Source organism: Campylobacter sp. FU_520, assembly GCF_025772385.1.
Classification (GTDB): Bacteria; Campylobacterota; Campylobacteria; order Campylobacterales; family Campylobacteraceae; genus Campylobacter_D; species Campylobacter_D lari_C.
The window spans coordinates 40,397-64,284 of the sequence record NZ_JAKMRZ010000004.1 but is presented as its reverse complement, the minus strand read 5'-3'; the positions used below and the strand labels follow the sequence as shown (position 1 = coordinate 64,284).

At 29.5% G+C, this 23,888-nt stretch carries 22 protein-coding genes; 14 read left to right on the top strand and 8 right to left on the bottom strand.

Annotated elements, in window-relative coordinates:
• The first annotated feature begins 49 nt into the window (after positions 1-49).
• Positions 50-1,543 (top strand): C69 family dipeptidase, encoded by a 1,494-nt coding sequence (locus L8W55_RS02410; protein ID WP_263677151.1) that lies wholly within the window; start codon positions 50-52, stop codon positions 1,541-1,543.
• 55 nt (positions 1,544-1,598) lie between these two features.
• Positions 1,599-2,663 carry a flavodoxin-dependent (E)-4-hydroxy-3-methylbut-2-enyl-diphosphate synthase gene (ispG, locus tag L8W55_RS02405; RefSeq protein ID WP_412175261.1) on the top strand — a complete coding sequence of 355 codons (1,065 nt, stop codon included), beginning with the start codon at positions 1,599-1,601 and terminating at the stop codon, positions 2,661-2,663.
• On the opposite strand, the gene L8W55_RS02400 is transcribed toward ispG, so the two are convergent.
• The 5 genes from L8W55_RS02400 to L8W55_RS02380 all read right to left on the bottom strand — a co-directional run bounded on the left by L8W55_RS02400 (position 2,660) and on the right by L8W55_RS02380 (position 8,679).
• On the bottom strand, positions 2,660-4,024 hold the full coding sequence (locus tag L8W55_RS02400; RefSeq protein ID WP_263677149.1) for a nicotinate phosphoribosyltransferase: 1,365 nt from the start codon (positions 4,022-4,024) through the stop codon (positions 2,660-2,662). The two genes, ispG and L8W55_RS02400, sit on opposite strands and share 4 nt — an antisense overlap.
• Positions 4,025-4,045: 21 nt before the next feature.
• Complete coding sequence (gene ftsZ / locus L8W55_RS02395) at positions 4,046-5,152, bottom strand: cell division protein FtsZ (RefSeq protein WP_263677148.1); 1,107 nt, start codon at positions 5,150-5,152, stop codon at positions 4,046-4,048.
• Between the two features lie 11 nt (positions 5,153-5,163).
• Positions 5,164-6,543 carry a cell division protein FtsA gene (gene ftsA / locus L8W55_RS02390; protein ID WP_263675245.1) on the bottom strand — a complete coding sequence of 460 codons (1,380 nt, stop codon included), beginning with the start codon at positions 6,541-6,543 and terminating at the stop codon, positions 5,164-5,166.
• A complete protein-coding gene (locus tag L8W55_RS02385) occupies positions 6,540-8,018 on the bottom strand; it encodes a peptidylprolyl isomerase (RefSeq protein WP_263677147.1) in 1,479 nt (492 codons plus the stop codon). Before L8W55_RS02385 ends, ftsA begins: the two co-directional genes overlap by 4 nt.
• A gap of 82 nt (positions 8,019-8,100) precedes the next feature.
• The gene (locus tag L8W55_RS02380; protein WP_263677146.1) at positions 8,101-8,679 is read right to left on the bottom strand and encodes a class II aldolase and adducin N-terminal domain-containing protein; all 579 of its coding nucleotides are present in this window, start codon (positions 8,677-8,679) and stop codon (positions 8,101-8,103) included.
• Positions 8,680-8,740: 61 nt separating this feature from the next.
• Between L8W55_RS02380 and rsmH the strand changes: the two genes are divergently transcribed.
• Together rsmH and L8W55_RS02370 are read left to right on the top strand one after the other, a co-directional pair.
• Positions 8,741-9,658 (top strand): 16S rRNA (cytosine(1402)-N(4))-methyltransferase RsmH, encoded by a 918-nt coding sequence (rsmH, locus tag L8W55_RS02375; RefSeq protein ID WP_263677145.1) that lies wholly within the window; start codon positions 8,741-8,743, stop codon positions 9,656-9,658.
• Positions 9,659-9,661: 3 nt separating this feature from the next.
• On the top strand, positions 9,662-10,579 hold the full coding sequence (locus L8W55_RS02370; protein WP_263677144.1) for a hypothetical protein: 918 nt from the start codon (positions 9,662-9,664) through the stop codon (positions 10,577-10,579).
• On the opposite strand, the gene L8W55_RS02365 is transcribed toward L8W55_RS02370, so the two are convergent.
• Complete coding sequence (locus L8W55_RS02365; protein ID WP_087700007.1) at positions 10,576-11,067, bottom strand: hypothetical protein; 492 nt, start codon at positions 11,065-11,067, stop codon at positions 10,576-10,578. The two genes, L8W55_RS02370 and L8W55_RS02365, sit on opposite strands and share 4 nt — an antisense overlap.
• 133 nt (positions 11,068-11,200) lie before the next feature.
• Between L8W55_RS02365 and L8W55_RS02360 the strand changes: the two genes are divergently transcribed.
• The gene (locus L8W55_RS02360; RefSeq protein WP_263677143.1) at positions 11,201-12,175 is read left to right on the top strand and encodes a glycosyl transferase family 90; all 975 of its coding nucleotides are present in this window, start codon (positions 11,201-11,203) and stop codon (positions 12,173-12,175) included.
• Between the two features lie 11 nt (positions 12,176-12,186).
• On the top strand, positions 12,187-13,044 hold the full coding sequence (locus L8W55_RS02355; protein WP_263677142.1) for a D-amino acid aminotransferase: 858 nt from the start codon (positions 12,187-12,189) through the stop codon (positions 13,042-13,044).
• Here the strand turns inward: L8W55_RS02355 and L8W55_RS02350 are convergent.
• Positions 13,041-14,375: a cation:dicarboxylate symporter family transporter gene (locus tag L8W55_RS02350; protein WP_263677205.1), complete on the bottom strand. Its 1,335-nt coding sequence runs from the start codon at positions 14,373-14,375 to the stop codon at positions 13,041-13,043. The genes L8W55_RS02355 and L8W55_RS02350 overlap by 4 nt on opposite strands.
• A gap of 325 nt (positions 14,376-14,700) precedes the next feature.
• On the opposite strand from L8W55_RS02350, the gene L8W55_RS02345 reads away from it, so the two are divergent.
• From L8W55_RS02345 to L8W55_RS02310, 8 genes are all read left to right on the top strand, one after another.
• Positions 14,701-16,752: an FTR1 family iron permease gene (locus tag L8W55_RS02345; RefSeq protein WP_263677141.1), complete on the top strand. Its 2,052-nt coding sequence runs from the start codon at positions 14,701-14,703 to the stop codon at positions 16,750-16,752.
• On the top strand, positions 16,749-17,270 hold the full coding sequence (locus L8W55_RS02340) for a ferrirhodotorulic acid transporter, periplasmic binding protein (RefSeq protein WP_012661874.1): 522 nt from the start codon (positions 16,749-16,751) through the stop codon (positions 17,268-17,270). Before L8W55_RS02345 ends, L8W55_RS02340 begins: the two co-directional genes overlap by 4 nt.
• A gap of 76 nt (positions 17,271-17,346) precedes the next feature.
• A complete protein-coding gene (locus L8W55_RS02335; protein WP_263677140.1) occupies positions 17,347-18,768 on the top strand; it encodes a Fe-S-containing protein in 1,422 nt (473 codons plus the stop codon).
• Positions 18,758-20,050, top strand: a complete 1,293-nt coding sequence (locus L8W55_RS02330) for an ABC transporter permease (protein WP_263677139.1) — start codon at positions 18,758-18,760, stop codon at positions 20,048-20,050. The genes L8W55_RS02335 and L8W55_RS02330 overlap by 11 nt, the downstream gene beginning before the upstream one ends.
• Positions 20,040-21,155 (top strand): ABC transporter permease, encoded by a 1,116-nt coding sequence (locus L8W55_RS02325; protein WP_263677138.1) that lies wholly within the window; start codon positions 20,040-20,042, stop codon positions 21,153-21,155. The genes L8W55_RS02330 and L8W55_RS02325 overlap by 11 nt, the downstream gene beginning before the upstream one ends.
• Positions 21,155-21,811 carry an ABC transporter ATP-binding protein gene (locus L8W55_RS02320; RefSeq protein ID WP_012661870.1) on the top strand — a complete coding sequence of 219 codons (657 nt, stop codon included), beginning with the start codon at positions 21,155-21,157 and terminating at the stop codon, positions 21,809-21,811. The genes L8W55_RS02325 and L8W55_RS02320 overlap by 1 nt, the downstream gene beginning before the upstream one ends.
• Positions 21,801-22,292, top strand: coding sequence for a TlpA family protein disulfide reductase (locus L8W55_RS02315; RefSeq protein WP_263677137.1), 492 nt, complete (start codon positions 21,801-21,803; stop codon positions 22,290-22,292). The genes L8W55_RS02320 and L8W55_RS02315 overlap by 11 nt, the downstream gene beginning before the upstream one ends.
• Entirely contained in the window at positions 22,253-22,750 is a 498-nt protein-coding gene (locus tag L8W55_RS02310; RefSeq protein WP_263677136.1) for a TlpA family protein disulfide reductase, read from the top strand. The genes L8W55_RS02315 and L8W55_RS02310 overlap by 40 nt, the downstream gene beginning before the upstream one ends.
• 46 nt (positions 22,751-22,796) lie before the next feature.
• On the opposite strand, the gene L8W55_RS02305 is transcribed toward L8W55_RS02310, so the two are convergent.
• Positions 22,797-23,888 carry a CinA family protein gene (locus tag L8W55_RS02305; protein WP_263677135.1) on the bottom strand — a complete coding sequence of 364 codons (1,092 nt, stop codon included), beginning with the start codon at positions 23,886-23,888 and terminating at the stop codon, positions 22,797-22,799.

Here is a 23,888-nt window from a genome sequence, read left to right as displayed (position 1 = left end):
TTTTGATAATAATATACTTTTTTAATTTCTTAAATTTAAAGGAGAGAAAATGAAAAAGTTTAGTTTTCTTACAAGTTGTGTACTTTTTGGTGCTTTGCTTAATAATGCTTTAGCTTGTACTACTATTTTAGTACCAAATGAAGCAAGTAAAGATGGCTCTATGTTGGTTGCAAGAAGTGCTGATAGTAAAGCAGATAAAGCACAAGTTTTTCTAATCCACCCAAGAGTTGAACATCAAAAAGGTATTTATAGCACTAAAGCACATCAAGGAATGAATGATTTTACTTACCCTTTACCCACTAAATCTTTTCAATATAGCACCATAGCTAATTGGCAAAGTAAATTACACGGTGCTACTGGTTTTAATGAAATGGGTGTTGGGATAAGTGCTACTGAATCAATTTATGCAAAAGATGAACTTTTAAAATTTGATCCTTATAATGAGAAAAATGGTATTAGTGAAGATGATATTTTAGATGTTTTGCTTCCAAGAATTAAAAGCGCAAAAGAAGGTGTTTTATTATTGGGTGATATTATAGAAAAGCAAGGAGCTGCTGAGGGCTTTGGAGTAGCTTTTGTGGATTCTAAAGAAATTTGGTATTTAGAAAGCGCTACAGCGCATCAGTGGATGGCTGTAAAAATTCCTAATAATTCGTATTTTGTTAGCGCAAATCAGGGTAGGTTGAAGCAATTAAAATTTAACGATGAAAATACCTTGCATTCTAAAAATTTAATAAATTTTGCCGTCATTCATAAAGCGTATAATCCTAAAGTAGATAAGGATTTTGATTTTTTTAAAGTTTATACAAGAAATGATGATAGAGATTTAACTTATAATTATCCTAGAGTTTGGTGGATACAAAAAATGTTTAATCCATCTTTAAATCAAGATGTAAAAAATGGCGCTAATTTTAATGTATTTTTACAACCTGAACAAAAACTTAATGTGGATGATTTAAAAAAAGCTTTAAGATCACACTATGATGGAACAAAATATGATCCATATGTAAATTTTAATGAAAATGAAAACATTTACCGTGTTGTGAGTGTGTTTAGAACTTATGAATCTCACATCATGCAAGTTAGACCGTGGCTTCCTAAAGAAATAGGTAGGTTAAATTATGTCGCAATAGGAATGGCTGATTTGAGTGTGTATTTGCCCTATTATTTTGGTAATGATGAGTTTATTGCAGGCTATCAACAAGGAACAAATGAAGCTGATGATGAATCAATTTATTGGATTTATCGCAAGCTGCAAACTCTTGTAATGAGTGATTATAATAAATATGCTCCTATTGTAAAAAATGCTTATGCTAAATTTGAAAAAGACACATCTTTAAAACAAGAAGCTATGGAAAAAGAATATTTAAGTCTTTATAAAAAAGATAAGAATAAAGCAAAGCAAATTTTAGTTGATTTTTCATTACAAAATCAAAAGGAAGCTAAAAAACTTACTCAAGATTTAACAAATCAAATTTTTACCCTTTTAACAAGAGATACAGATATAAAATATAAATCTCTTAATAAAAATAAAAAAGATTAATGATATAGCCCATTTTTGGGCTATAATACTCTAAAATAATTTTAGAGTGATTTTAATGACAAGATACAAAACAAGACAAATAAAAGTAGGTGATGTTTTAATAGGTGGTGATGCTCCTATTTCAGTGCAATCTATGCTTTTTACTAAAACAAGAGATATTAAAGGCTGTTTAGAGCAGCTTAACAGACTTTATTTTGCTGGTGCAAATATAGTGCGTTTGGCCTGTTTGGATATGGCAGATGCAAGAGCTTTAAAAGAAATCAAAGCAAAAAGCCCCTTACCTTTAATAGTGGATATACATTTTAATCATAAGCTAGCAGTCTTTTGTGCTGAATTTATCGATGGGGTAAGAATTAATCCAGGAAATATAGGATCAAAAGAAAATATCAAAGAAGTGGTGCAAGCTTGTAAACAAAGAAAAATTCCTATTAGAATAGGGGTAAATCATGGCTCTATAGAAAAGCAATTTAGTGATAAATATGGTTATAATATAGAGGCTATGCTTGAGAGTGCTTTGTATAATATAAAATTACTGGAAGATTTAGACTTTTTTGATATTAAAATTTCTATGAAAACTTCAGATGTGCAAAACACCATAAAAGCTTATGAAGCTCTAAGACCACTTTGTGATTATCCGTTTCATTTAGGGGTTACTGAGGCAGGGACTAAATTTCATAGTACGGTTAAAAGCTCGATTGCCTTGGGAAATTTGCTTTTAAAAGGTATAGGCGATACAATGAGAGTTTCTATGACAGGAGAGCTTGAAGAAGAGATTAAAGTAGCAAGGGCTATTTTGCAAGATAGTGGAGTACAAAAAAGCGGGATTAATATCATCTCATGTCCAACTTGTGGAAGAATTCAAAGTGATTTGATTAAAGCGATTAAAATAGTAGAAGAAAAAACTAAGCATATAAAAGAACCATTAAATATAAGTGTTATGGGTTGTGTTGTAAATGCCTTGGGTGAGGCTAAGGGTGCTGATGTAGCGATTGCTTTTGGAAAAAATCAAGGCTTAGTTATAAGACATGGTGAAGTGGTGGCAAAATTAAAAGAAGATGAGCTTGTGGATAGATTTTTACTTGAAGTAGAAGATGAGGTAAAACTTAGAGAAAAAGATTAATTTTTTTCTAAGTAAGTTTTTTGCATATTTTGTAATTTTTTAGAAATTTTTACTTTATAAATACTTGGATTTTGAAGTTTTTTTAGTTTAAAATCCAAACCATCAACACTTTTTTTATGATACTCTTGAATATTTTTTAAGTTAGGAAGCTCATAGATTAATTTTCCATCTTTAAAAATAAGTTCATGTAAATTTTTATATGTATAGTCTTGGTAATTTTTGATATTTTCATCATGTGTATATAAAATATCAAAACTTGCTTTATTGTTTTTATAATACCTTATAAGTTTTTTAAAATGTGGCAAGGTTGTTTTGCTTGAGCTTGCACTGATTTTTATTTTAGGGATGATTTGATGGTTTTTTTCTAATGCAACAAGCTTATAAACAGCTCCAAAAATAGGCGAACTTGCTGAAGTAATAAGCTTTTCTCCAATACCAAAAGCATCGATTGGAGCTTTGTTTTTTAGTAATTTTTCTATGAAAAACTCATCTAAAGCATTACTAGCTATGATTTTGCATTTTTTTAAGTTAGCAAGATCTAGTTTTTTTCTAATATATTTAGAGATTTTCAGCAAATCTCCTGAGTCAATACGGATAGAATAATTTTGCATAGAATCTTGCGCATTTAACTCATTAAAAACTAAAATAGCATTTTCAATACCTTTTTTATAATCATAAGTGTCAATCAAAAGACTTATATTATCTTTATAAATTTGACAATATGCTCTAAAAGCACTTAGTTCATCATCAAACATTTGCACCCAAGCATGGGACATAGTTCCGTTTATAGGAATGTCGAATTTTTTTCCAGCTAAAGTACAAGCACTTGCATGAAAACCACCTATAAAAGCAGCTCTAGCTCCATTTAAAGCTGCACTTTCTCCATGGGCTCTGCGAGAGCCAAATTCTAAGAGTAGTTTTTCTTTTGCAATTTGAGTAATTCTGCTAGCTTTAGTGGCAATTAGACATTGATGATTTAGGGTTAAAAGTATGAAAGTTTCTAATAATAAAGCCTCTATTATAGGCGCTTTGATGATCATTAGTGGTGTGTTGGCAAAAACACATTCACCTTCTTTAACACTTAGTATATCTCCGCTAAATTTTAAGGTTAAAAGGTAGTTTAAAAAATCATCATCAAATTTGTGAGTATTTTTTAAAAATTCTATATCGCTTTGAGAGAAAGAAAAATGATTAATATGATTTATGATTTGTTCTAATCCACAAAAAACAGCATAAGAAGCACTATCAGGAGCTTTTCTAAAAAAAACTTCAAAATAAACAATCTGCTTATGCATATTTTGTTTAAAATAAGCATAAGCCATACTTAATTCGTAAAAATCACATAATAATGAAGAATTCATATAAGGATTTTTACTAAAAAATTAATCCATTTGACGACGCAAGAAAGCAGGAACGTCAAGTTGAGAAATTACTTCCTCATCGAATCCACCGCTAGCTTTGCGCAAATTCATATAGCTATTTTTTTTACTTTCTTCTTGTTCTTTAGCACTTTCTATTTCAGCTTTATCTTCAAAACCTGTAGCAATGATAGTTACTTCAACACGATCACCCATACTCTCATCAGTGGTTGCACCAAAGATTACTTTTGCATTTTCATCTGCTATATCGCTAATGCTTTGAGTAGCTTGTGAAATTTCTATCAATGAGCATTCCGGACCAATTTTATAATGGATAATTACGCCTTTAACGCCTTTCATAGTCATACCATCTAATAATGGAGATTCTATAGCACTTGATAATGCATCCATGATAGCATTTTCACCTTCTCCATGACCCACGCCCATTAGTGCTAAACCTCTGTGACTCATAACAGTTCTAACATCAGCAAAGTCAACATTAATATCGCCATCTTCTAAAAGGATAGACACCATACCTCTAACAGCTCTAGCTAAGATATCATCAACTAGTTTAAATGCTTCTTTTATGCCTGCTTTTTTTGGAAGTATGCTAAGAAGTTTTTCATTTTGGATTACAATGATAGAATCACTTTCTTTTTTTAATTCAGTTAAACCAGCTTCTGCTAATTTTTTTCTTTGTTTTCCTTCAAATGCAAAAGGCATAGTTACAACTGAAACGGTTAATGCGCCTACTTCTTTTGCAGCTTGTGCTACAACAGGAGCTGCACCTGTACCAGTTCCACCGCCAAGTCCTGCTGAAATAAATACTATATCGCTTTGACTTAAAGCCGCTTTTACTTCTTCAAAACTTTCTCTTGCACTTTCTGCTCCAATTTCTGGTTGCATTCCAGCACCTAAACCTTTAGTTTTTTTCTCACCTAGTTGAATTCTAGTTTTTGCTAAAGATTTAGCTATGGCTTGTGCATCAGTATTTGCTGAAATAAGATCAAGATCATGCAAGCCCATATTTACCATATGATCTATCATATTACCACCACCGCCACCGCAGCCTATGACTTTTATTTTTGCACCTTTTGCGTGTTGCATTTCTTCTACTAGATATTCGCTCATTGTATCTCCTATTAGAACTGGTTTATTAATTTATTCCAAAATTTATGCATAAAACCTGATTTTTTATCTTTTTTGGTTTCAACTTTTGTTAATTCTGCTTTTTCCTCTTCAAAGTCTTTTTGATCTTGAAAAATTTCTTCAAAATCTTTGTTCTCTTCTTCATGCTCTTCTATGGTAAGATTTTGTTTAATCTGTTTATTGATAAATTCAGGTTCTCCTTTGTATCTTAGCTTCTCATTAGAGTCTAATTCATAAGGAGTAAAATGCCCACCACCATATAAGCAAAGACCTATAGCACAGCTATTTTCTGCATCTTCAAAAATTTCTTTAAAGCCATCCATAGTATCTTTTTTTGCGGTCGCTATTCTAACAGCTTTATTATCAAAATAAGCTGAAGCAAGTTTGTCAAGTCCTGCAAATTTTGTCATTCCACCTGTTAGCACTATGCCTGCTCCTGCTTGATTTGCACAAGCATTATCGCTTAGCATTTTAGCTAAAATAATAATAGTTTCTTCAATTCTTGCATAAATTACATTAGATATAACTTCTACTGAAACTTCATTTTTTCTTTTTTCATCACCCATGTATGGAATTTGTATGATTGAGTTTTCATTTTGCGCTAAAGATGCGTAATTTAATTTTAGTTTTTCCGCTTCTTTTGGTGGGGTATGTAAAGCTATGGATAAATCATTAGTGATATTTACTGAGCCAATTTGCAAGCATTCATTATAGCGTATAGAATTGCCTGCATGAATGACCATATCACAAACTGCTCCACCCATATCGATTAAAATAGCACCTAATTCTTTTTCACTATCATCAAAGCATGCAATAGAAGAAGCATAGCCTGAAAGAACGATGTTATCTACTCTAAGATCAGCAAGCTCAACTGCTTTTTTTAAATTTTTAATATGCACTTCTTGTGAGATTACAATATGTGTTGAAACTTCAAGGCGATTTCCGCTCATTCCTAAAGGATCTTCTACATGTTCAAGATCGTTTACTTTAAAATTATAAGGTAATACATGAATGATTTCATATCCACTAGGTATATTTGCAGTATGTTTTGCCGTGCTTACTGCTCTGTGAATTTCTTTAATACCTATTTCATGATTTGGTATATTAACTACACCTATGCTATCTACACTTTTTGCATAAGCACCTGAAATAGATACAATTACCTTATCATAATGCACACCTGACATCATTTGTGCATCAGCTACTGCCTCTTCTATAGATTTTGAGGCAAGTTCTATATTGGTAATTGCTCCTTTTTTTATACCATTTGATTTTGACTTTCCAAAACCAATGATTTTGAGTCCTTCTTCGCTTTTTTGTGCTAATATGGCGCAAGTTTGTATTGAGCCTAAATCAATTCCTAAAATATTCAATTTGTATTTCCTTTATAATAGCGTTGAATTGGATATAATTCTATAAGTTTTTTTAATAATTCTTCCTTAAGTAAGGCTTGCTTGGTTTGTTTAGCACTTTGCTCTATGATGAATTTATATATTTCTTCTTTATTTTTATTTTCTAAAGTTTGTTTTGTGATCTCATAAACAATTGCTTTATCATCAAACAATACATAAGATTTAGCTTTGTTTGAGTCAAATACATGCATTAAAAACTCACTAAATTCAGCATCATTCATCATATCACCTACTTTTGCATTTTTAGCTGAGTCGCGGCTATAAGTTCCTATGTCTATGCCTTGGAAATTATCTAGAGCAAGTTTTGCTTTTTCTTCCAATAAGGCTTTAGTTTTTTCTTTAATGTAAAGTTTACTTACTTCATTTTTAGCTTGCTCAAAAGTCATGGTTTGTATAGGATTTATTTTTATAACTTTTGCAACCATATAGCCATTTTCAAATCTAAAAGGCTTAATAAAATCATTTTCTTTAGCTTTTTGTATATTTTCTAAAGGATAATAAATATCAGCATCACTGATTGTGATATTTTTATCAAAACTGAGTTCGTTTTTTCTTAAAGCTACATAGCTTTCGTTAGCTTTAAGTTTAAGTTTTGAAAGCTTCAAATCCTTTATAATTTTGTCTTTGCTTTGTTCTAAGCTTAGAATTTTCCCCGCAAAATCTTTATAATCATTTTTATTTTCTTCATAGTAAGCTTGAATTTCTTTATTTTCAACTTTGATTATATCAGGGTTTAAAAAATAAGTTGCAAGTTCGTAGCTTTTTTGTGTTTTATAAAGTTCTTTATTTTTCTCCCAAGTTTGTTTTAACTCTTTTTCATCAATTGTTATATTTTTGTTATCAAGTTTTATAGCTTGAACTTTTAAACTATCTTGCATTAAAAAACTTGCACCAAACATATCAAGCTCATTTGGTTTGATTTGTAAATTTAAAATAGCATTGATTTTTTTAAGTAATAACTCATCATGAATGATTTTTTCATAAGTTTTTGGTGTATAGTTGTTTCTTGCAAGCAGATTGTAGTATAAATTTTTATCAAAAACACCTGAAGCATTATGAAAGATTTTTTGATGTGCTAAATCATAAGCAATTTCTTCCTCGCTCACATTTAAACCTAAGGTTTTAGCATAAGAAAGTAGGAGTTTTTCTTGTATAAGTTCATTGATAGCTTGGGTATCTAAGCCATCTTTTTGTGCCTGTTCTTGTGTGTAGTTACCATTATTTAGCTGAGAATAATAGCTAAATAATTGAGAATATTTGAGATTAAACTCATCATAGCTTATTTTTTCATCGCCTACTTTTGCAACAGAATTTGATCTATCGGTGTTAAAATCATAACTCCCCCAACCAACAAAACCTGCTCCAACAAAAGCAATAACACTAATCCAAATAGTAACAACTAAATATTTTTTATGATGCTGCATCCAAGTGAGCATTTTTACCCCAATCCATAATTAAATAAATTAAACCATACATTATAGATAATTTGTGATTAATACAAAATTAATTTTACATAGATTATGATAAATTTGTTTCAGCTAAATGGATAATTTTGCAAGAATTTTCAATTAAATCTATAATTTTACCTAATTCATAACTTGTTCTACCATAAGCAAATATGCCATAGCCCTTTACAACAACAAAATTTTGCCTTTGTTCTAGCATATAACGATAAATTTCAGTTTGTGATCTATCCTCCCAATCCTCATAACTTTTAGGATTATAAACTCGAATTTCTTCTAGAAAAATTTCACCAAAATAATCCTGAGGTGCTATAAAATCATGATTTAAACTCATTGATAAAGTGTAAGCTGGGCAAGCAAAACATACAAATTTGGCTTCAGGTATATTCTCATATATACTTTTATGGATTTCAGAGTCATTGCTAGCTTCACTCCAACTATAATCTTTTGCAAATTTTAAAATGCTTAGATTTTTTTCATCTAGCTGATTCAAAAAAGTGTCATTTTTGTTTATAATAAAAGAACTTTGGGATAGTTTTGCTGAAACTGAACCATGGCAAATCCCAAAAAAATTTTTTTTAAACATTGAAGTAGAAAGCATTTTAATTTGAGAAATAATATTTTCTTTATTCATTAAAAACCTTGTTTTAAACTTTGCTAAGATATTATACTAAAAAATATTTTAAAGGTTTATTTTGCAAAGTCCACATATTCCTGTTTTATTACAAGAAGTTTTAAATGCTTTTGATGATTTTGATAGTGGAGATTTTTTAGATTGTACTTTGGGTTATGGAGGGCATTCTAAAGCATTATTACAAGCTCATGAGAAACTAAGATTAATTGCTTGCGATAAAGATTTGGAAGCTTTAAATTTTTCTAAAGAGTTTTTAAAAAATTTTCAAGATAGGATAAGTTTTAACCATATAGGCTTTAAAGATATTTTAACTCAAATTCCAACGCAAAACATAAGAGGAATTTTAGCTGATATCGGTGTATCTTCTTTGCAACTTGATAAAAACGATAGGGGTTTTTCGCTAAATTCTGATTTTTTAGATATGAGAATGGATCAAAACAATCCTTTAAGCGCTAAAGAAATAGTTAATTCTTATAACAAGGAAGCTTTGGAGCAAATTTTTAAAGACTATGGAGATCTAGCGCCGGTTGCTTCAATGCTTGCTCAAAAAATTATCAATGCAAGAAATCAAAAAGAGATTACAAGTGCAAAAGAATTAAGTCAAATTATAGGAAATGCTAAGTTAAAAGGGCGTAATGTGTCTTTAGCTTTACTTGTATTTCAAGCTTTGCGTATAGAAGTAAATAATGAACTTGGTGAGTTAAAATCCTTACTTGAAAATATAGAAAAAGCAAAATTAAAAGATTGTAAATTAGCTATTATTAGCTTTCATTCTTTGGAAGATAGGATAGTAAAAAATACTTTTAAAAGATGGGAAAAAGACTGTATTTGTGATGAAAGAGCCATAAAATGCGAATGTGGTAAAGGACATAGTCTTGGGAAAATTTTAAGTAAAAAAGCTATAAGTGCCTCCAAAGAAGAAATAAGCTATAATAGCAGATCAAGTTGTGCAAAAATGAGAATTTTTTATTTTAGGTAAATAATGGTTGAAGATGATTTTTTAAAAGAAAAACAAAATATACGTGAAAAAATGTTGAAATATTCTAGGGCTATTAAAGAAGGTAGGCCTTATGAAGAATATGAGCAAAACTTCAATGAAAGTGATCGTATATTAAAAAATAGAATACAACGTAAAAAAAGACCTAAATTTACAGATTTTGATGAAGAATACGAAGAAAAACCTAAAAAACAATCCGCTATTTATTTAAAAGAAGATTTGATTAATGTTAAATTAGAAGAAAAAAAGCCTTTTAAATTACAACTTAATTTTTTCAAAAAACAAAAAGAAAAATTTGATAAAAAAAATATTGCAAATTCTAAAGCAATTAATAATAAATCAATACAAGAAGTTAAGAAAATAGAAAAAAAGCAAGAAAATAAAGATTCTATTCAAATATCTAAAATCCTTACTCAAAGTAATGTCTTTGTCGCTTCAAAATTTCAAGATTTAAAAGAAAAAAGAAAAGAAAAAGCCAAACTCAAACAAGAATTAAAAGAGCAAAAAAAAATCGAACAAGAAAAACTAAGAAAAGCTCAAGAGGAATTAAAAGAAAAAGAAAAACTAGCCAAGCAAGAACAAAAAATTTTAGAAGAAAAAGTAAGACTTGAAGAAAACCAAGAATATAATCAAGAAGATAAATACGAGCTTTTAGACAGTATAGTAAGCGAGGAAAATAAAAATTTAAGTCCTAAAAATTTATTATACGCAGGTTTGATGATAGCATTTGCTTTGTTGATATTTTTCCCACAAATTTATATTAGAAATCAAATTTATTATGTAAGTAGAGATATAGCGGATTTAAGATCGCAAGAACTTGTTTTAGATGAAGAAAACAAAGAACTTAAAAGACAGCTTGAAGCACTGTATTTTCAAAATCAAGTTTTAGACTTTTTAGATTAATCTTGTGTTTGAATGATTTTTTCTAAAACATATTGCTCGAGTTGATTTTTTGGAATTTCTTCTTTAATAGCTTGATTATAAATATTTTCTGCTATTTTTGAGTATTTTTCATAAGCAAAATATGGAAAATGTAAAGCCCAGGCTTTTTTTAACAATCTTTTGCTAATGATTTTTCTAGTGTAAATTTTAAAAATATCATAGCCAATAAAAACACAAGCAGTAACAAAAATAGCACTTAAAATACTAATATGAAAATCAATAATTGTCAAAAAATAATGTGTAATTAAAATTAGAGGAATGATAATTAAAGCGCAAAAAAATGCATAAATAAGATAAGAATTAAACACTTTAAATTTAAAATTTAATTTTGCAGGATCTACCATCATGCCTTCATTAAGCAAGGCGTTTGCTTCTAGTAAATCTTTTAAATTAACAGGTTGATTTGAAACTTTAAAAATAAAGTTTAAAATAAATTCTTGTATTTTCATTGTTTTACCCAAAATTAGTATGTGATTTTTGTGATTTTAACATTTTTGTTTTTAAATAAACTAAATTTTTAAGTCTTGTAAATGAAATCTTGTGTTAAAATTTATATTATTTTAATATCAAAATGGAAGAAAAATGGCAGATTCTAGATTTATGATGAATGTAAAAGGCATAGGCGGAGCTTTTATTCCAAGAATTTTATTTCAGAGTAAGTTAAAAAATATTTTTTCTGATATCTTATTACTGAACACAGAAAAAAAAGAGTATATAAAAAAGAGAATAAATTATTACAATAAACTGACTTTTGATAGAGCAAAGCATATTGCATTATCACAAGCCGCTGAAAAAATAGGAAAATTCCCTTTTAAGAAAACTTCATTGGCTTATGATGCTTATGCTATTAGTAAATATTTTAATGATGATTTTTTATGGATTAAAGCTTTTGGTGATATTTCTTATATTTTAAAAGAAGCTTCAATTTGCAAAGATAGACCTATTTGCAATAATAACTATAATAATATAATTATGAAGTTAGATAAAAATAGACATTTTGTTTTTTTAAAGGATAAATATGTTTTTGAAGATAAAAAAAACATTGCTATTTTTAGAGGTGCTGCCTACCAAAACAATAGAGTGAAGTTTTTTGAAAAAAATATTTCAAATAAAAAATGTGATATTGGTCACACAGGAAAAGGTTATAATGAGTGGAAAAAAACATTTTTAAGTAAGCAAGATCAATTGCAGTATAAATTTTTAATATCACTTGAAGGTAACACTTTTGCTAGTAATTTGATTTGGTCGTTAAGTTCTAATTCTTTAGTTTTAGCCCCCAAAATGCGTTATGAAACTTGGTTTATGGAAGGAAAGTTAGTTCCAAATGAGCATTTTGCTTTGATTGATGATGATTATGAAAATGTAGAAGCTTTGCTTGATTATTATTTAGCTAACCCGCATAGAGCAAAAGAAATCATTCAAAATGCCCATACTTACATAGAGCAATTTTTAGACGAAAAGATAGAATTTTATATAGGAATTTTAGTTTTAGCTAAGTATTTTTATTATTCTAATCAGCTTGATTTACCAAAAGATATTATTGATTTATTTGATTAAAAGGAGGGTTTATGCAAGAAATGGAAGTGGTATTTTTAAATGATGAGTTTGTAAAAGCTAGCGAAGCTAAAGTGAGTGTTTTTGATAGAGGTTTTATCTTTGGAGATGGAATTTATGAAGTAGTTCCTGTGGTAAATGCAAAAATAGCTGACAAAGAAGAATTTTGGGAGCGTTTTGAGCGTAGTTTGGCTCAAATTGAACTACAAATTCCTTATACAAAAGAAGAATTTGAAAATATTTTAGAGCAATTAATCATTAAAAACTCTCTTAAAGAAGGCGGGCTTTATATGCAAGTTACTAGAGGGGTTGCTAGTAGAAATTTTGCTCTTTTAAAGGGACTAAAACCTACTATTATGGCTTTTGCTTTTGAATGTAAGGTGATTGAGCATGAGTGTGCTAAAAACGGGGTGAGTGTTATTTCAACAGCTGATTTAAGATGGAAAAGAAGGGATATAAAATCTATTTCTTTATTAGCTCAATGTCTTGCAAAAGAAGAAGCTATAAAAGCTAAGGTTTTTGAAGCATTTATGGTGGAAAATGCTTTAGTAACGGAAGCTTCTAGTAGTTCAGCTTTTATTATTAAGGATAAAACTTTAATCACTAAGCCATTTTCTAATGAAATTTTGCCAGGAATTCGCCGTAAAAATATCTTGAAATTTGCCAAAGAACTTGATCTTAAAGTAGATCAAAGAGCTTTTAGTATGAAAGAAGTGTATGAAGCTGATGAGGTATTTATTTCCGCAGCTACTTTTTTGATTTTGGGTGTTATAAAAGCAGATAGTAGGGTAATTAATGATGGTAAAGTAGGCTTTTATACCCAAAAGCTAAGAGAAAAATATGTAGAAAAAATACAAAAAGAGGTTTTTTAATCAAAACCTGCGTTTGTAAATTCTTTAGGATTATCAAGAGCGTAGCGGAATTTTTCCCAGTCTATTTGTTTATCCCAAATAGCTACGATTAAAGCTGCTACGCTATTGCCACATAAATTTCCTACCGCACGAATTTCAGACATAAACTTATCCACACCCAAAAGTATAGAAATGGTAGCCACAGGTAAAACCTCTCCCAAACTTGCTCCTAAGCCATTATTAGCTTCTGCTATATGCATATTAGATAAAGCTGCAAGTGTACTTCCTAGTATGATAAAACCTGAACCAGTTACGCCAACTGCACCTTTTGAGGCTATCATCAGTACGATTAAAATGCTAATTTCATGCGTTAAAGAAAGCTCTACATTAAAAGCTTGCGCAAGGAAAATCAAACTCATAGCCAAATAAATATTAGTACAATCAAGATTAAAACTATACCCAGTTGGCAATACCAAACCTACAGTGGCTTTTGAAATTCCTGCTTTTTCAAGTTTTCTCATAAGTGGAGCTAGTGCTGATTCACTAGAGCTTGTGGCAAAAACTATCAAAACTTCTCTTGAAATAAAACGCATAAATTTAAAAATATTAACTTTGGCAATAAAACAAATAAGTCCTAAAACTCCAAAGATAAAAAGCAAAGAAGCAAATAGCATAACAATAAGTAAATATCCTAAATTTAATAAAGAATCAAGCCCATATTTTGCCACTAAAAATGCCATCGCAGAAAAAGCAGCAATAGGAGAAAAATACATAATAATTTCTAGAATTTTAAAAACAAAACTTTGCATTATTTCTAAGGTTTTTTGTATAGCTTTTCTCTCATCAACCCTCATAAGTGAAACAATAAAAGCACAAGCTAGAGCTATAACTAAAATTTGCAAGGTTTTTCCTTCGCTAAAAGCAGCGATGATGTCAGTAGGTATAGCATCTTTTAAAATATGCAAAATCTCATTTTGCGCGCTTATTTCTATATTGTTATTGACAAATTGAGCTACACTATCTTTATCTAGGGTACTTGGATCAAGGTTCATTCCTTTTCCAGGTCCCATAATATTTGCCATAAAAATACCAATAGCTAAAGCAAAAGTACTCACTACTTCAAAGTATAGTAAGGCTTTAGCGCCTATACTTCCAACTTGTTTTAAGCTTTCAAGACTAACAACCCCTAAAACAATAGTTAAAAATATAATAGGTCCTATGAGAATTTTTAAAGCTTGTATAAAATAATCTACCCCGATTTTACTAGTTAGTGCAAGTTCTTTATCTAATAAACCAAGGCTAATGCCAGCTATAATTCCTATAATCACCCAAAAACCTAAATTTTTTAACATTTTTTTGAGCTTGCTTGGTTTTTCATGAGTGATTACTAACACAAAAACTCCTTGTAATTTTAAAAACAACACATATTAGCAAAGAAAAACTTATTTTTATGATTAAAATAAATAAAAAATAAACAATATGCTTAAAAATAAGAATTTTTTAGCTTATTTTGTAGCTAAAAGTAGCATTTTGTAGTATTTTTGTATTATTTATTATGAAATAAATAATGATAATGTTTATCTAAATTTAAGAAAGCTAGTACTATACTTGCGACTATGATTTTAAAAATGAATATCATTTCGGAGTAAAATAGTGTTTAAAAAAATAAGTTTGTTAATGATTTTTTTATTTTGTTCTATTGTTTATGCTAGAGAGATTGATTATCAAAAAGAAGCCCAAGCAATCAAACAAATTTTAAATGAAAGTATGATTTTATATAAAGAAAATAAAAATTTAGAAGCGAAAAAAAAGGCAGAAGATGCATACTTTCAGCATTTTGAAACCATGGAAGGTTCTATTGGGCGTAATGTCGGTAGAAAAGCCATTGTTATGGAGCGTAAATTTGTTAATTTAAGAAAGCTATATAAAGATAAAGAAGATTTTTCTAAAATAGAAGCTTTGATTAGTAGTTTGTATTTTGATTTAGATGAAATAGTTCCTATTTTAGAAAAAGGCTTTCAACTTAAAGCTGAAGCTAGTGATGTAAATTATGATAAAAAAGCAGCTGAAAGCTCATCTTTAAAAGCAGAAAAAGAGCGTCAAGCACAAGCTGAAGCGATGTTTGCAGCTTTACTTGGAGAGAATGTTAAAGAGCAAACTTCACAAAACTCAACTCAAAGTTTGATTGCTCAAGAGCAAAGCACCCAAAAAGATGAAGCATTGCTAGCTTTGCAAGAAGCTTCAGCTTTGGATGCAAGATTGCAATTTTTGATGGATTCTATGATTTCAAAGCTTGATCAAGCTGCATTAGCTTTTGTAAATAAAGACTATCAAAAAGCTAAAGATTTGATTCAATCAGCATTGTTTGAAGACTATAGAAACTCAAAAGTGGAAGTTTTAGTAGCAAGATATACTAAAGCAGGGGTGGATAAAAAAATTCAAACTAAACTTAGAACTATTATAAGAAAAATCAATGCTAATACTTTAGATGAAAAAACTATTAGAGATGAAATTTCAAATATATCAGATTTATTATATGAAGCGTTTTTAGCTTTACCTAAAGAAGAATTAGCCTTACTTCAAGTTAAAGGTTTTGATGAAAATACTATGAGTACTAAAAACTATACTAAAGTATATGATGATATGAAAATTGCTCTTAATGATATTTTGCAAAATTATGAGGGATTTAATTTAAATAGCATAGATGCTTTACAAAATGTGTATTTGGATATTTTTGAAGCAAGTGGTATGGAAAGTAAAATTGGTGCTATTGATAGTGCTTTAAAATTAAAAATAGAAAGTTATTTTTCAAAAGGTGTTGCACTTATTAAAGCAAGTGCCTCTAAAGAAGAATTAAAGCAAAATTTTGATGAGCTTAGTGCCTTAGTAGAAAGCTCTTTGGATAAAATTCAAGAATCTTCGCCTATGTCTTTATTTATATGGGCTTTAGGTATTATTTTAAGAGAGGGTTTGGAAGCTTTAATTATCATTGTAGCTATAGTTTCATACCTAGTTCAAAGTGGTAATAAAAAGCGTTTAAATATAGTATATTCAGCACTTTGGAGTGGAGTGTTTTTAAGCTTTGTAACGGCATTTTTTATATCATGGATTTTTAAAGAACAAGCAGGGCAAAGCAGAGAATTTTTAGAGGGCATTACTATGCTTGCGGCTGTTGCATTACTATTTTATGTGGGTTTTTGGCTTTTATCAAATGCACAAAATAAAAAATGGGCAAATTATGTAAAAACTCAAGCAGTTGAAGCTATCTCTAATAATTCAGCAAAAACCTTATGGTTTAGTGTGTTTTTAGCTGTATATAGAGAAGGTGCTGAAACTATTCTTTTTTATCAGGCTTTATTATTTGATGCAAAAACAAGCACGGATTATAGTTTTATATTTATAGGATTAGCTAGTGGATTAATCATACTTATCATACTTTATTATTTATTAAAAGCTGGTGCTTTAAAAATACCAGTAAAACAATTTTTCTATATAACTTCATACATTATTTTTTATATGGTCTTTGTCTTTACAGGCAAAGGCATTGGTGAGCTCATAGAAGCTAAGGTTATTACACCAAGCTTACTTCCTTTTGATTTTGAAGGAATTTTATGGCTTGGAATTTATCCTTACTATGAGAGCATCATACCTCAGTTTATGGTTTTAATCTTACTCATTATGGGTATTTTTATAACAAAGCAAATTTCAAATAAAAGGGAAAAAATATGAAAAAAACTTTATTAAGTTTAGGCGCAGCAGCTAGTATTTTAGCTAGTTCAGTTTTTGCAGCAGAGGTGCCAATTGGCGATCCTTATGAGTTAAATGGTATGGAAATAGCAGCGGTTTATTTACAACCAATCGAAATGGAGCCAAGAGGGATTGACCTTGCAGCAAGTTTAGCAGATATTCACCTTGAAGCAGATATTCATGCATTAAAGGGCAATAAAAACGGCTTTCCAGAAGGTTTTTGGATCCCTTATTTAACTATAGCTTATAAGCTAACTAATCTTGATAATGGTAAAGTAAAAACAGGAACTCTTATGCCTATGGTTGCAGATGATGGCCCTCACTATGGTGCAAATTTAAAAATGGATACAGGCATAGGAAACTATGAGTTAGTATTTTTAATAGAAAGCCCAGAAAAACAAGGTTTTGGACGCCATGTTGATAAAGAAACAGGTGTTGGTAAGTGGTTTGAGCCATTTTCGGTTAAATATAACTTCAAATACACAGGAAAACCTAAGTGATTTTTCCCTAGCTTTTTGCTAGGGTTTATTTATGAAATTATTGATTTTATAAATAAATTCTATCAAAGAAGAGCCTATGTCGATTTATTTTGTACATTTTTTTGGAGTATTTTTTTCTTATGCGCTTTTGAGTGCTTTATTTTTTTATAATCTAAAAAATTCTTTAGTGTTTAAACTTGCTTTTGTGGGTTTTGTTTTTTCTTATTTTGCTTTTTTTATTAGTGCTAAAACACTAAGTTATGATTTGTTATATTTTTCTAATGATGTTTTATTTGTTTTATTGTTTTTGGGTATTATCGTTTTTTCTTTTATGAAAAATAATTTTTTAAAAGAAAAAATTCAAACTATTTTGCTTTTTTTATTATCTTTTGCTTTTGGTATAAAATACTTACATATTTCTATAGACTTTCCTATATTAAGCACTAATTTTTTAGATTCTTTAGCGATTAGCTCTTTTGGGCTTATTTTGCTTGCTTTTATTGTGTGCTTTGGGGTTTATCTTTTTACAAGATGGTTAATGGAATTTAAATTTAAGTTTTTAAATTTATTTTTATTTATTATTGTGATTTTTTATCTAAATGAAGCTTTAGCTCAAATTTTATTACACCTTATGAGAGAAGGTGTGATAGAAACAGAAAGTTTGTATTTAAGCTATGTGGCAAAAAGTGTATATTATGCTAAATTTTATACATATATATGGTTTTTATTATTATTTATTTGCATAGTTTTAGCTCTAAAGCAAAGAGTGGGAGAAAACATCAAGAAAAAAGATTTTGATATAGAATTTAGAAAAAATCAAGCAAAAAATTCAACTATAACTAGCTTTAGTGCAAGTATTTTTAGCGCTATGATTTTAAGTCTTTGTATTTTTCTCTTTTATGACTTACATGCTTCAAGACCGGTAACCATAGATGAGCCAACCTATGTAGAGCCAAATGAAAATGATGAATTTGTTTTTGATGTAGCGATTTTAAGAGATAATAATTTACATCGCTTTGCTTATATTAGTGATGAGGGCAAGGTAGTGAGATTTTTCTTAATTAACAAAAGAGAAGATAAAGACTCGCCAGTAGCTGTTTTTGATGCTTGTAGTATATGTGGGGATATGGGGTATGTTAAAAAAGGTGGAGAGTTAATTTGTATCTCATGTAATGTTAGAATTTTCTTACCAAGTGTAGGTAAGGCAGGTGGGTGTAATCCTATCCCTATGAAATATAAATTTGAAAATGGTAAGGTTATTATACCTTTTTCAGAAATTTTAGATGGGGTAAATTTTTTCACTCAAGTAGTAGAAAAGAAAGTTTATGATCCTATTGATAATACTGAATTAATTAATTTAAAAGCACCAAGATCTTATGTTTATAAAGGTAGAACATATTTTTTTGCCAATGAAAAAAACTATGAAGAGTTTAAAAATGATCCTTTAAAATACATCGATATGAATAAAACATCAAGATATAGAATTCATAATTTATTAGGAAATGACTATGCAAGTTAAGATTGTAAAAAATTCCATTTTTCAAAATAAAATCCAAAAATCTCTAGCCTTACTAACGATTTTTTTAGCTACTTTGCTTATGGCTGCTATGTTAAATCTTACTTTGGGTATAGGTAATGAAATCACAAAAGAATTAAGAAGTTATGGATCAAATATTTTAGTTTTACCTAAAGGTGCAAGTTTAAGTGTAGAAGTGGGTAATAAAATCTATGAGCCTTTGAAAAATCAAAATTTTTTAGAAGAAAGCAAACTCCATACTATAAAAGAAATTTTTTGGAGAAATAATATCAATGCCTTTGCGCCATTTTTAGATGCCCAAGTAAAAATTCAAACTCCAAATGCAAATTATGAAAATATCTCTTTAGTGGGAACTTATTTTGATAAAGCTATAAAGGTGCAAGATGATGATGATTTTTATGCAGGCATTAAAGAGTTATACAAATATAGTCAAATCAAAGGAAATTATCCAAAAGATGATAGTTTAGATGAAATAATGCTAGGAAAAGACTTAGCACAAAAGTATGATTTAAAAATAGATGATGAAATCACCCTTGTGCAAAATGATCAAATTTTTAAAGTAAAAATTGTTGGTATTATGGATTTAACTCAAGCTTTTTCAAATAAAATCATTACTTCTTTACTTTTAGCACAAAAACTTTCTAGAAAAGAAGGTTTATTCTCAAAAGCAGAAGTTTCAGCTTTGACTATACCTGAAAATGATTTAGCACAAAAAGCAAGACGTGATGTAGATAGTCTTGATCAGCTTGAGTATGATCAGTGGTATTGTACTGCTTATGTAAGTTCTATTGCTTATCAAATCGCAGAAGATTTTAAAGGCGCTAGCACAAAAGTAGTGAGTGCGATTTCAGATGCAGAAAGTTTGATAGTATCTAAAATTCAATCTTTAATGGCAGTAGTTAGCATTATATGCTTAATCGTAGCTTCCATAGCCATATCATCTTTAATGAGTGCAGATATTTTTAGAAGAAAAAGCGAAATAGGACTTTTAAAAGCTTTGGGTGCTAGCACTTTGCAAATTTATATGATTTTTGCGCTAGAAGGGGTTGTGGTAGCTTTAGTTGGAGCTGTTTTTGGTTTTGCTTTTGGTGTGGGGGTTTCAGAAGTTATTGCTCTAAGTATATTTGATCATACTATTGCTATATCTTGGATTATTTTACCAATTTGTTTATTTTTTGCAGTGCTTATAGTATTTTTAGGATGTTTGTTTTCTATCAAAGGAATTTCTAAACTTTCTACTTCAGAGGTTTTATATGGTAAATAATTTTTTTATACAAGAGGTTTTTAAATCTCTTATTTTTTCTTATAAAAGAGTTTGTGTTATTTTTATAGCTGTGTTTATGGGTGCTATGGTTAGTGCTTCATTTTTTAATATTTATTTTGATATTGACACAAAATTATCTAAAGAATTAAAAGCTTATGGGGCTAATTTTATCATCACGCCAAAAGATGATGAGTTTTCAAGTATGGATGAGTTTAATCAAGTTAAAGAAAGCTTGAAAGCAAAGGCTTTAACCCCATTTTTATACGGTTTTTATAATCTTGAAAGTTCAAGCGCGGTAGTTGTTGGAATTGATTTTGCAAATTTGAAGCTTACTAAGCCTTTTATGGAGGTTTTAAAAGGAAGCTTTTCTTTGAGTGATTTTAGTGAAGATAGTGCCTTTGTGGGAGCTGATTTAGCTAAACAACTTGAACTTAAAATAGGCCAAGAATTACAAATTTATAATCCAAGTATTTCCAAAATAGTCAAAGTAAAAATCAAAGCTATTTTAAGAAGCAATGATGAGCAAGATGGAGTTTTAATCATCTCTTTAAAAAAAGCTCAAGAGTTAGCAGCTAAAGAAGTGATAAATTATGCTCAAGCTATTTTGCTAGGCGATTATGAAAGTTTAGATCAAAAAGCAAAAGAACTTAGCAAGGGCAATGTAGAAGCTAAAGTCATCGCCTCAGTATCCATTAGCGAAGGTATGATTTTAGAAAAGATTAAAGCTTTGATGGCTTTGATTAGCTTAACGATTTTACTCATTAGTTCTTTGAGTGTAAATACCACTCTTAGTGCAGTGATTTTTTCAAGAAAAAAAGAAATAGCCTTGCACCTTGCACTAGGAGCTAAGCATAAAGAAATCATCAAACTCTTTGGAGCTGAAGTGTTTATTTTAAGCTTAAGCGCTAGTTTGCTTGGTGCTTTTTTTGGGTATTTTTTGGCAAATATTTTTGGATATTTGATTTTTAATGCAAGTATAGATTTTAGATTGCTTTCAGTATTTTTTGCGGTACTTGTTTCTTTGGTATTTGCATTTTTTGCAAGTATTTTACCGCTAAAAAAAGCCTTAAAAATCAATGTTTGTGAAAATTTAAAGGGTGAGTGATGAAAAATATTATAAAAATTTCAAATTTAAATCGTAATTTTAATGAAGTTAAAGCTTTGCAAAATATCAACCTAGAAGTAAAGCAAGGCGAATGGCTGGCCATTATGGGTCCATCAGGTTCAGGTAAATCAACACTTTTAAATATACTTTCTTTGATGGATACTCAAAGTAGTGGGGAGTATTTTTTAGATGATAAAGAAGTTGGAAATTTAAGTGAAGAAGAAAAAAGCGTGATTAGAAGAGAAAAAATAGGCTTGATTTTTCAACAATTTCATTTAATACCTTATTTAAATGCCTTAGAAAATGTTATGCTGGCTCAGTTTTATCACTCAAGTATAGAACAAAAAGACGCTATAATGGCGCTAGAAAAAGTAGGGCTTTCACACAGACTTACGCATTTACCAAGCCAATTAAGTGGTGGGGAGCAACAAAGGCTATGTATAGCAAGAGCTTTAGTGAATGATCCTGAAATTTTATTAGCAGATGAGCCAACTGGAAATTTAGATGAGGCAAATGAAAAAAACATTCTAGAGCTTTTTTGTAAATTAAAACAAGATGGCAAAACCATAGTTTTAATCACTCACAATCCAGACTTAGCAACCTTTGCTGATAGAACTATCATTTTAAGCCATGGAGTGATGAAAAGTGAAAATTAAAAGTATCATTTTAGCTTGTTTATGTTTAGTTTTTTTAAGTGCGTGTTTTGAAAACAACAATAAAAATGGTGGTAAAATAGGCCTAAAAGCACCAGAAATAGCAGCTAAAAATTTACAAGGTGAGAAAATCAAACTAGCTGATTTTGATAATCTCATTGTTTTAACTTTTGTGGAGCAAGGTTGTGCATCTTGTTTAAAAGATTTACCACTTTTGGAAAAACTAGCCAATGAATACCCTAAAAAAATGACTGTTTTAGCACTTGATTCTATAGATAAGGGTAAGGATTTTGAAGAATTTGCTACAAAATATGATTACAAAAATATCACATTTTTACAAGATGATTTAGATATCTCATGGCAAAGATTTAGTGTTTTTGCGGTGCCAACTACTTTTGTCATTAAAGATGGAGTTGTACAAGATAAAATCATAGGAGAAAAACCATGGTCGCAACTAAAAGCTTCTATTGCTTCTTGGCTTTAATAAGCATTTTTTTCTTTAGTGCATGCTCAAATAATGAATTTAAAACCCTAAATTCAAATCAAAACTATACTTTTAAATATGATGGTTTTGAAAAAACCTTAAAAACACAAAATGCAAATCAAGCTTATGCTTTATTTTTTTTCACCCAAGATTGTGGTGCGTGTAATGCGCAAATTCCTATGCTAAACGAGCTTTATAAAGAAAGAAACTTTCCTATTTTAGCGGTGTTAAATGGAGCTAAATCAAAAGAAGAAGCTCAAAAAATTCTCTTGGAAAAAAAGTTAAATTTACCACTTATATATGAAGTCAAAGCAAGTTCATTTTTGTCTAAAGCTGTGGGTGGAATTTATGGTGTGCCTGTGATAGTTTTTTATGATGAAAAAGGCAAAATAAATGAAAAATTCATCGGACTTACCCCAAAAAGTGTTTTAGAAAATAAGATTAAATTTCTGCAATAATGTTTAAATTTTTAAAAATGTACGAATTTTAGCGCACAAGATTTATTTAAACCCCAAAGAAAATTTCAGGTTTTAATCTAAGCATTAAACAATATGCAGCCAAACTAGCTTGTTCTCTTGTGTAATTTCTATTGCCTTGTATGTGAATACATTCTTGTAAAAAGGTTCCATCTTTATACATAGCTCCTATGTAGATGGTGCCTGCTTTGGTGTTTTTATCATTCTCTTCTCCAGCTACCCCACTAAGCGCTAAAGCAAAATCACAATTTGTGGTTTTAAAAACCCCTTTTAACATAAAATAAATACAACGATCAGAGTATTCTCCAACACTTTCTAAGGTATCATTACTTACTCCAAGCCAAGAATTTTTCAAACGATTAGAATAAGTGATCAAAGAACCCTCAAATACACTAGAAATTCCTGAATTTTCAGCAAATTTTGAAGCGCAAAGCCCTGCGGTACAGCTTTCTGCAAATGAAATTTTTAAGTTTTTTTCTAAAAGTTTTTTAGCTATAAATTTAATAGGATCGTTTCCTAAAAATACTTTGCCTGTAAAAAGTTTAAACACCCCTTTTAAAAATCCTTCTAGTTTTCCATACTGACTAGCGCTTGCTCTAATACAAATGAGATTATCTAATAATGCACTTGAGCTAGTTTGAATTTCAAAAGAAGTAGTAAGCGTGCTAAGTAAGATATTTGCACTCATTTCATCTATATCTAAAAGACAAAAATAGGCATAGTCAAGTTCAGGATTTTGTAAAATCATAGGCAATTTTTGCTCTATATTTATATTTAATAAATTAATATGACATTGCTCAAAAGAACTTAAAAAGGAATTTTTTTCACGCAAAGCTTTTGAAGGCACTAAGGTGTCATTTTCTAATATTAAAACATCATCATTTAAGGTTGCTATGATTTTAGCTATGGTTGCATAGTATTCGCTAATGCTAAAAATGGTCATATAGCTATATTCTTTAGAAAGTTTTTCAAGTAAAAAAGGAAGCTCTTTATCGGGTTTATTTATAAATTTTAGCTCATGAAGTTCTAAAAACTGCTTTTTGTATTCTTCTTGTATATAATGCATATAATTTTCATTGATGATGATTTCACTACCTATAATGATGATAAGATGTTTCAT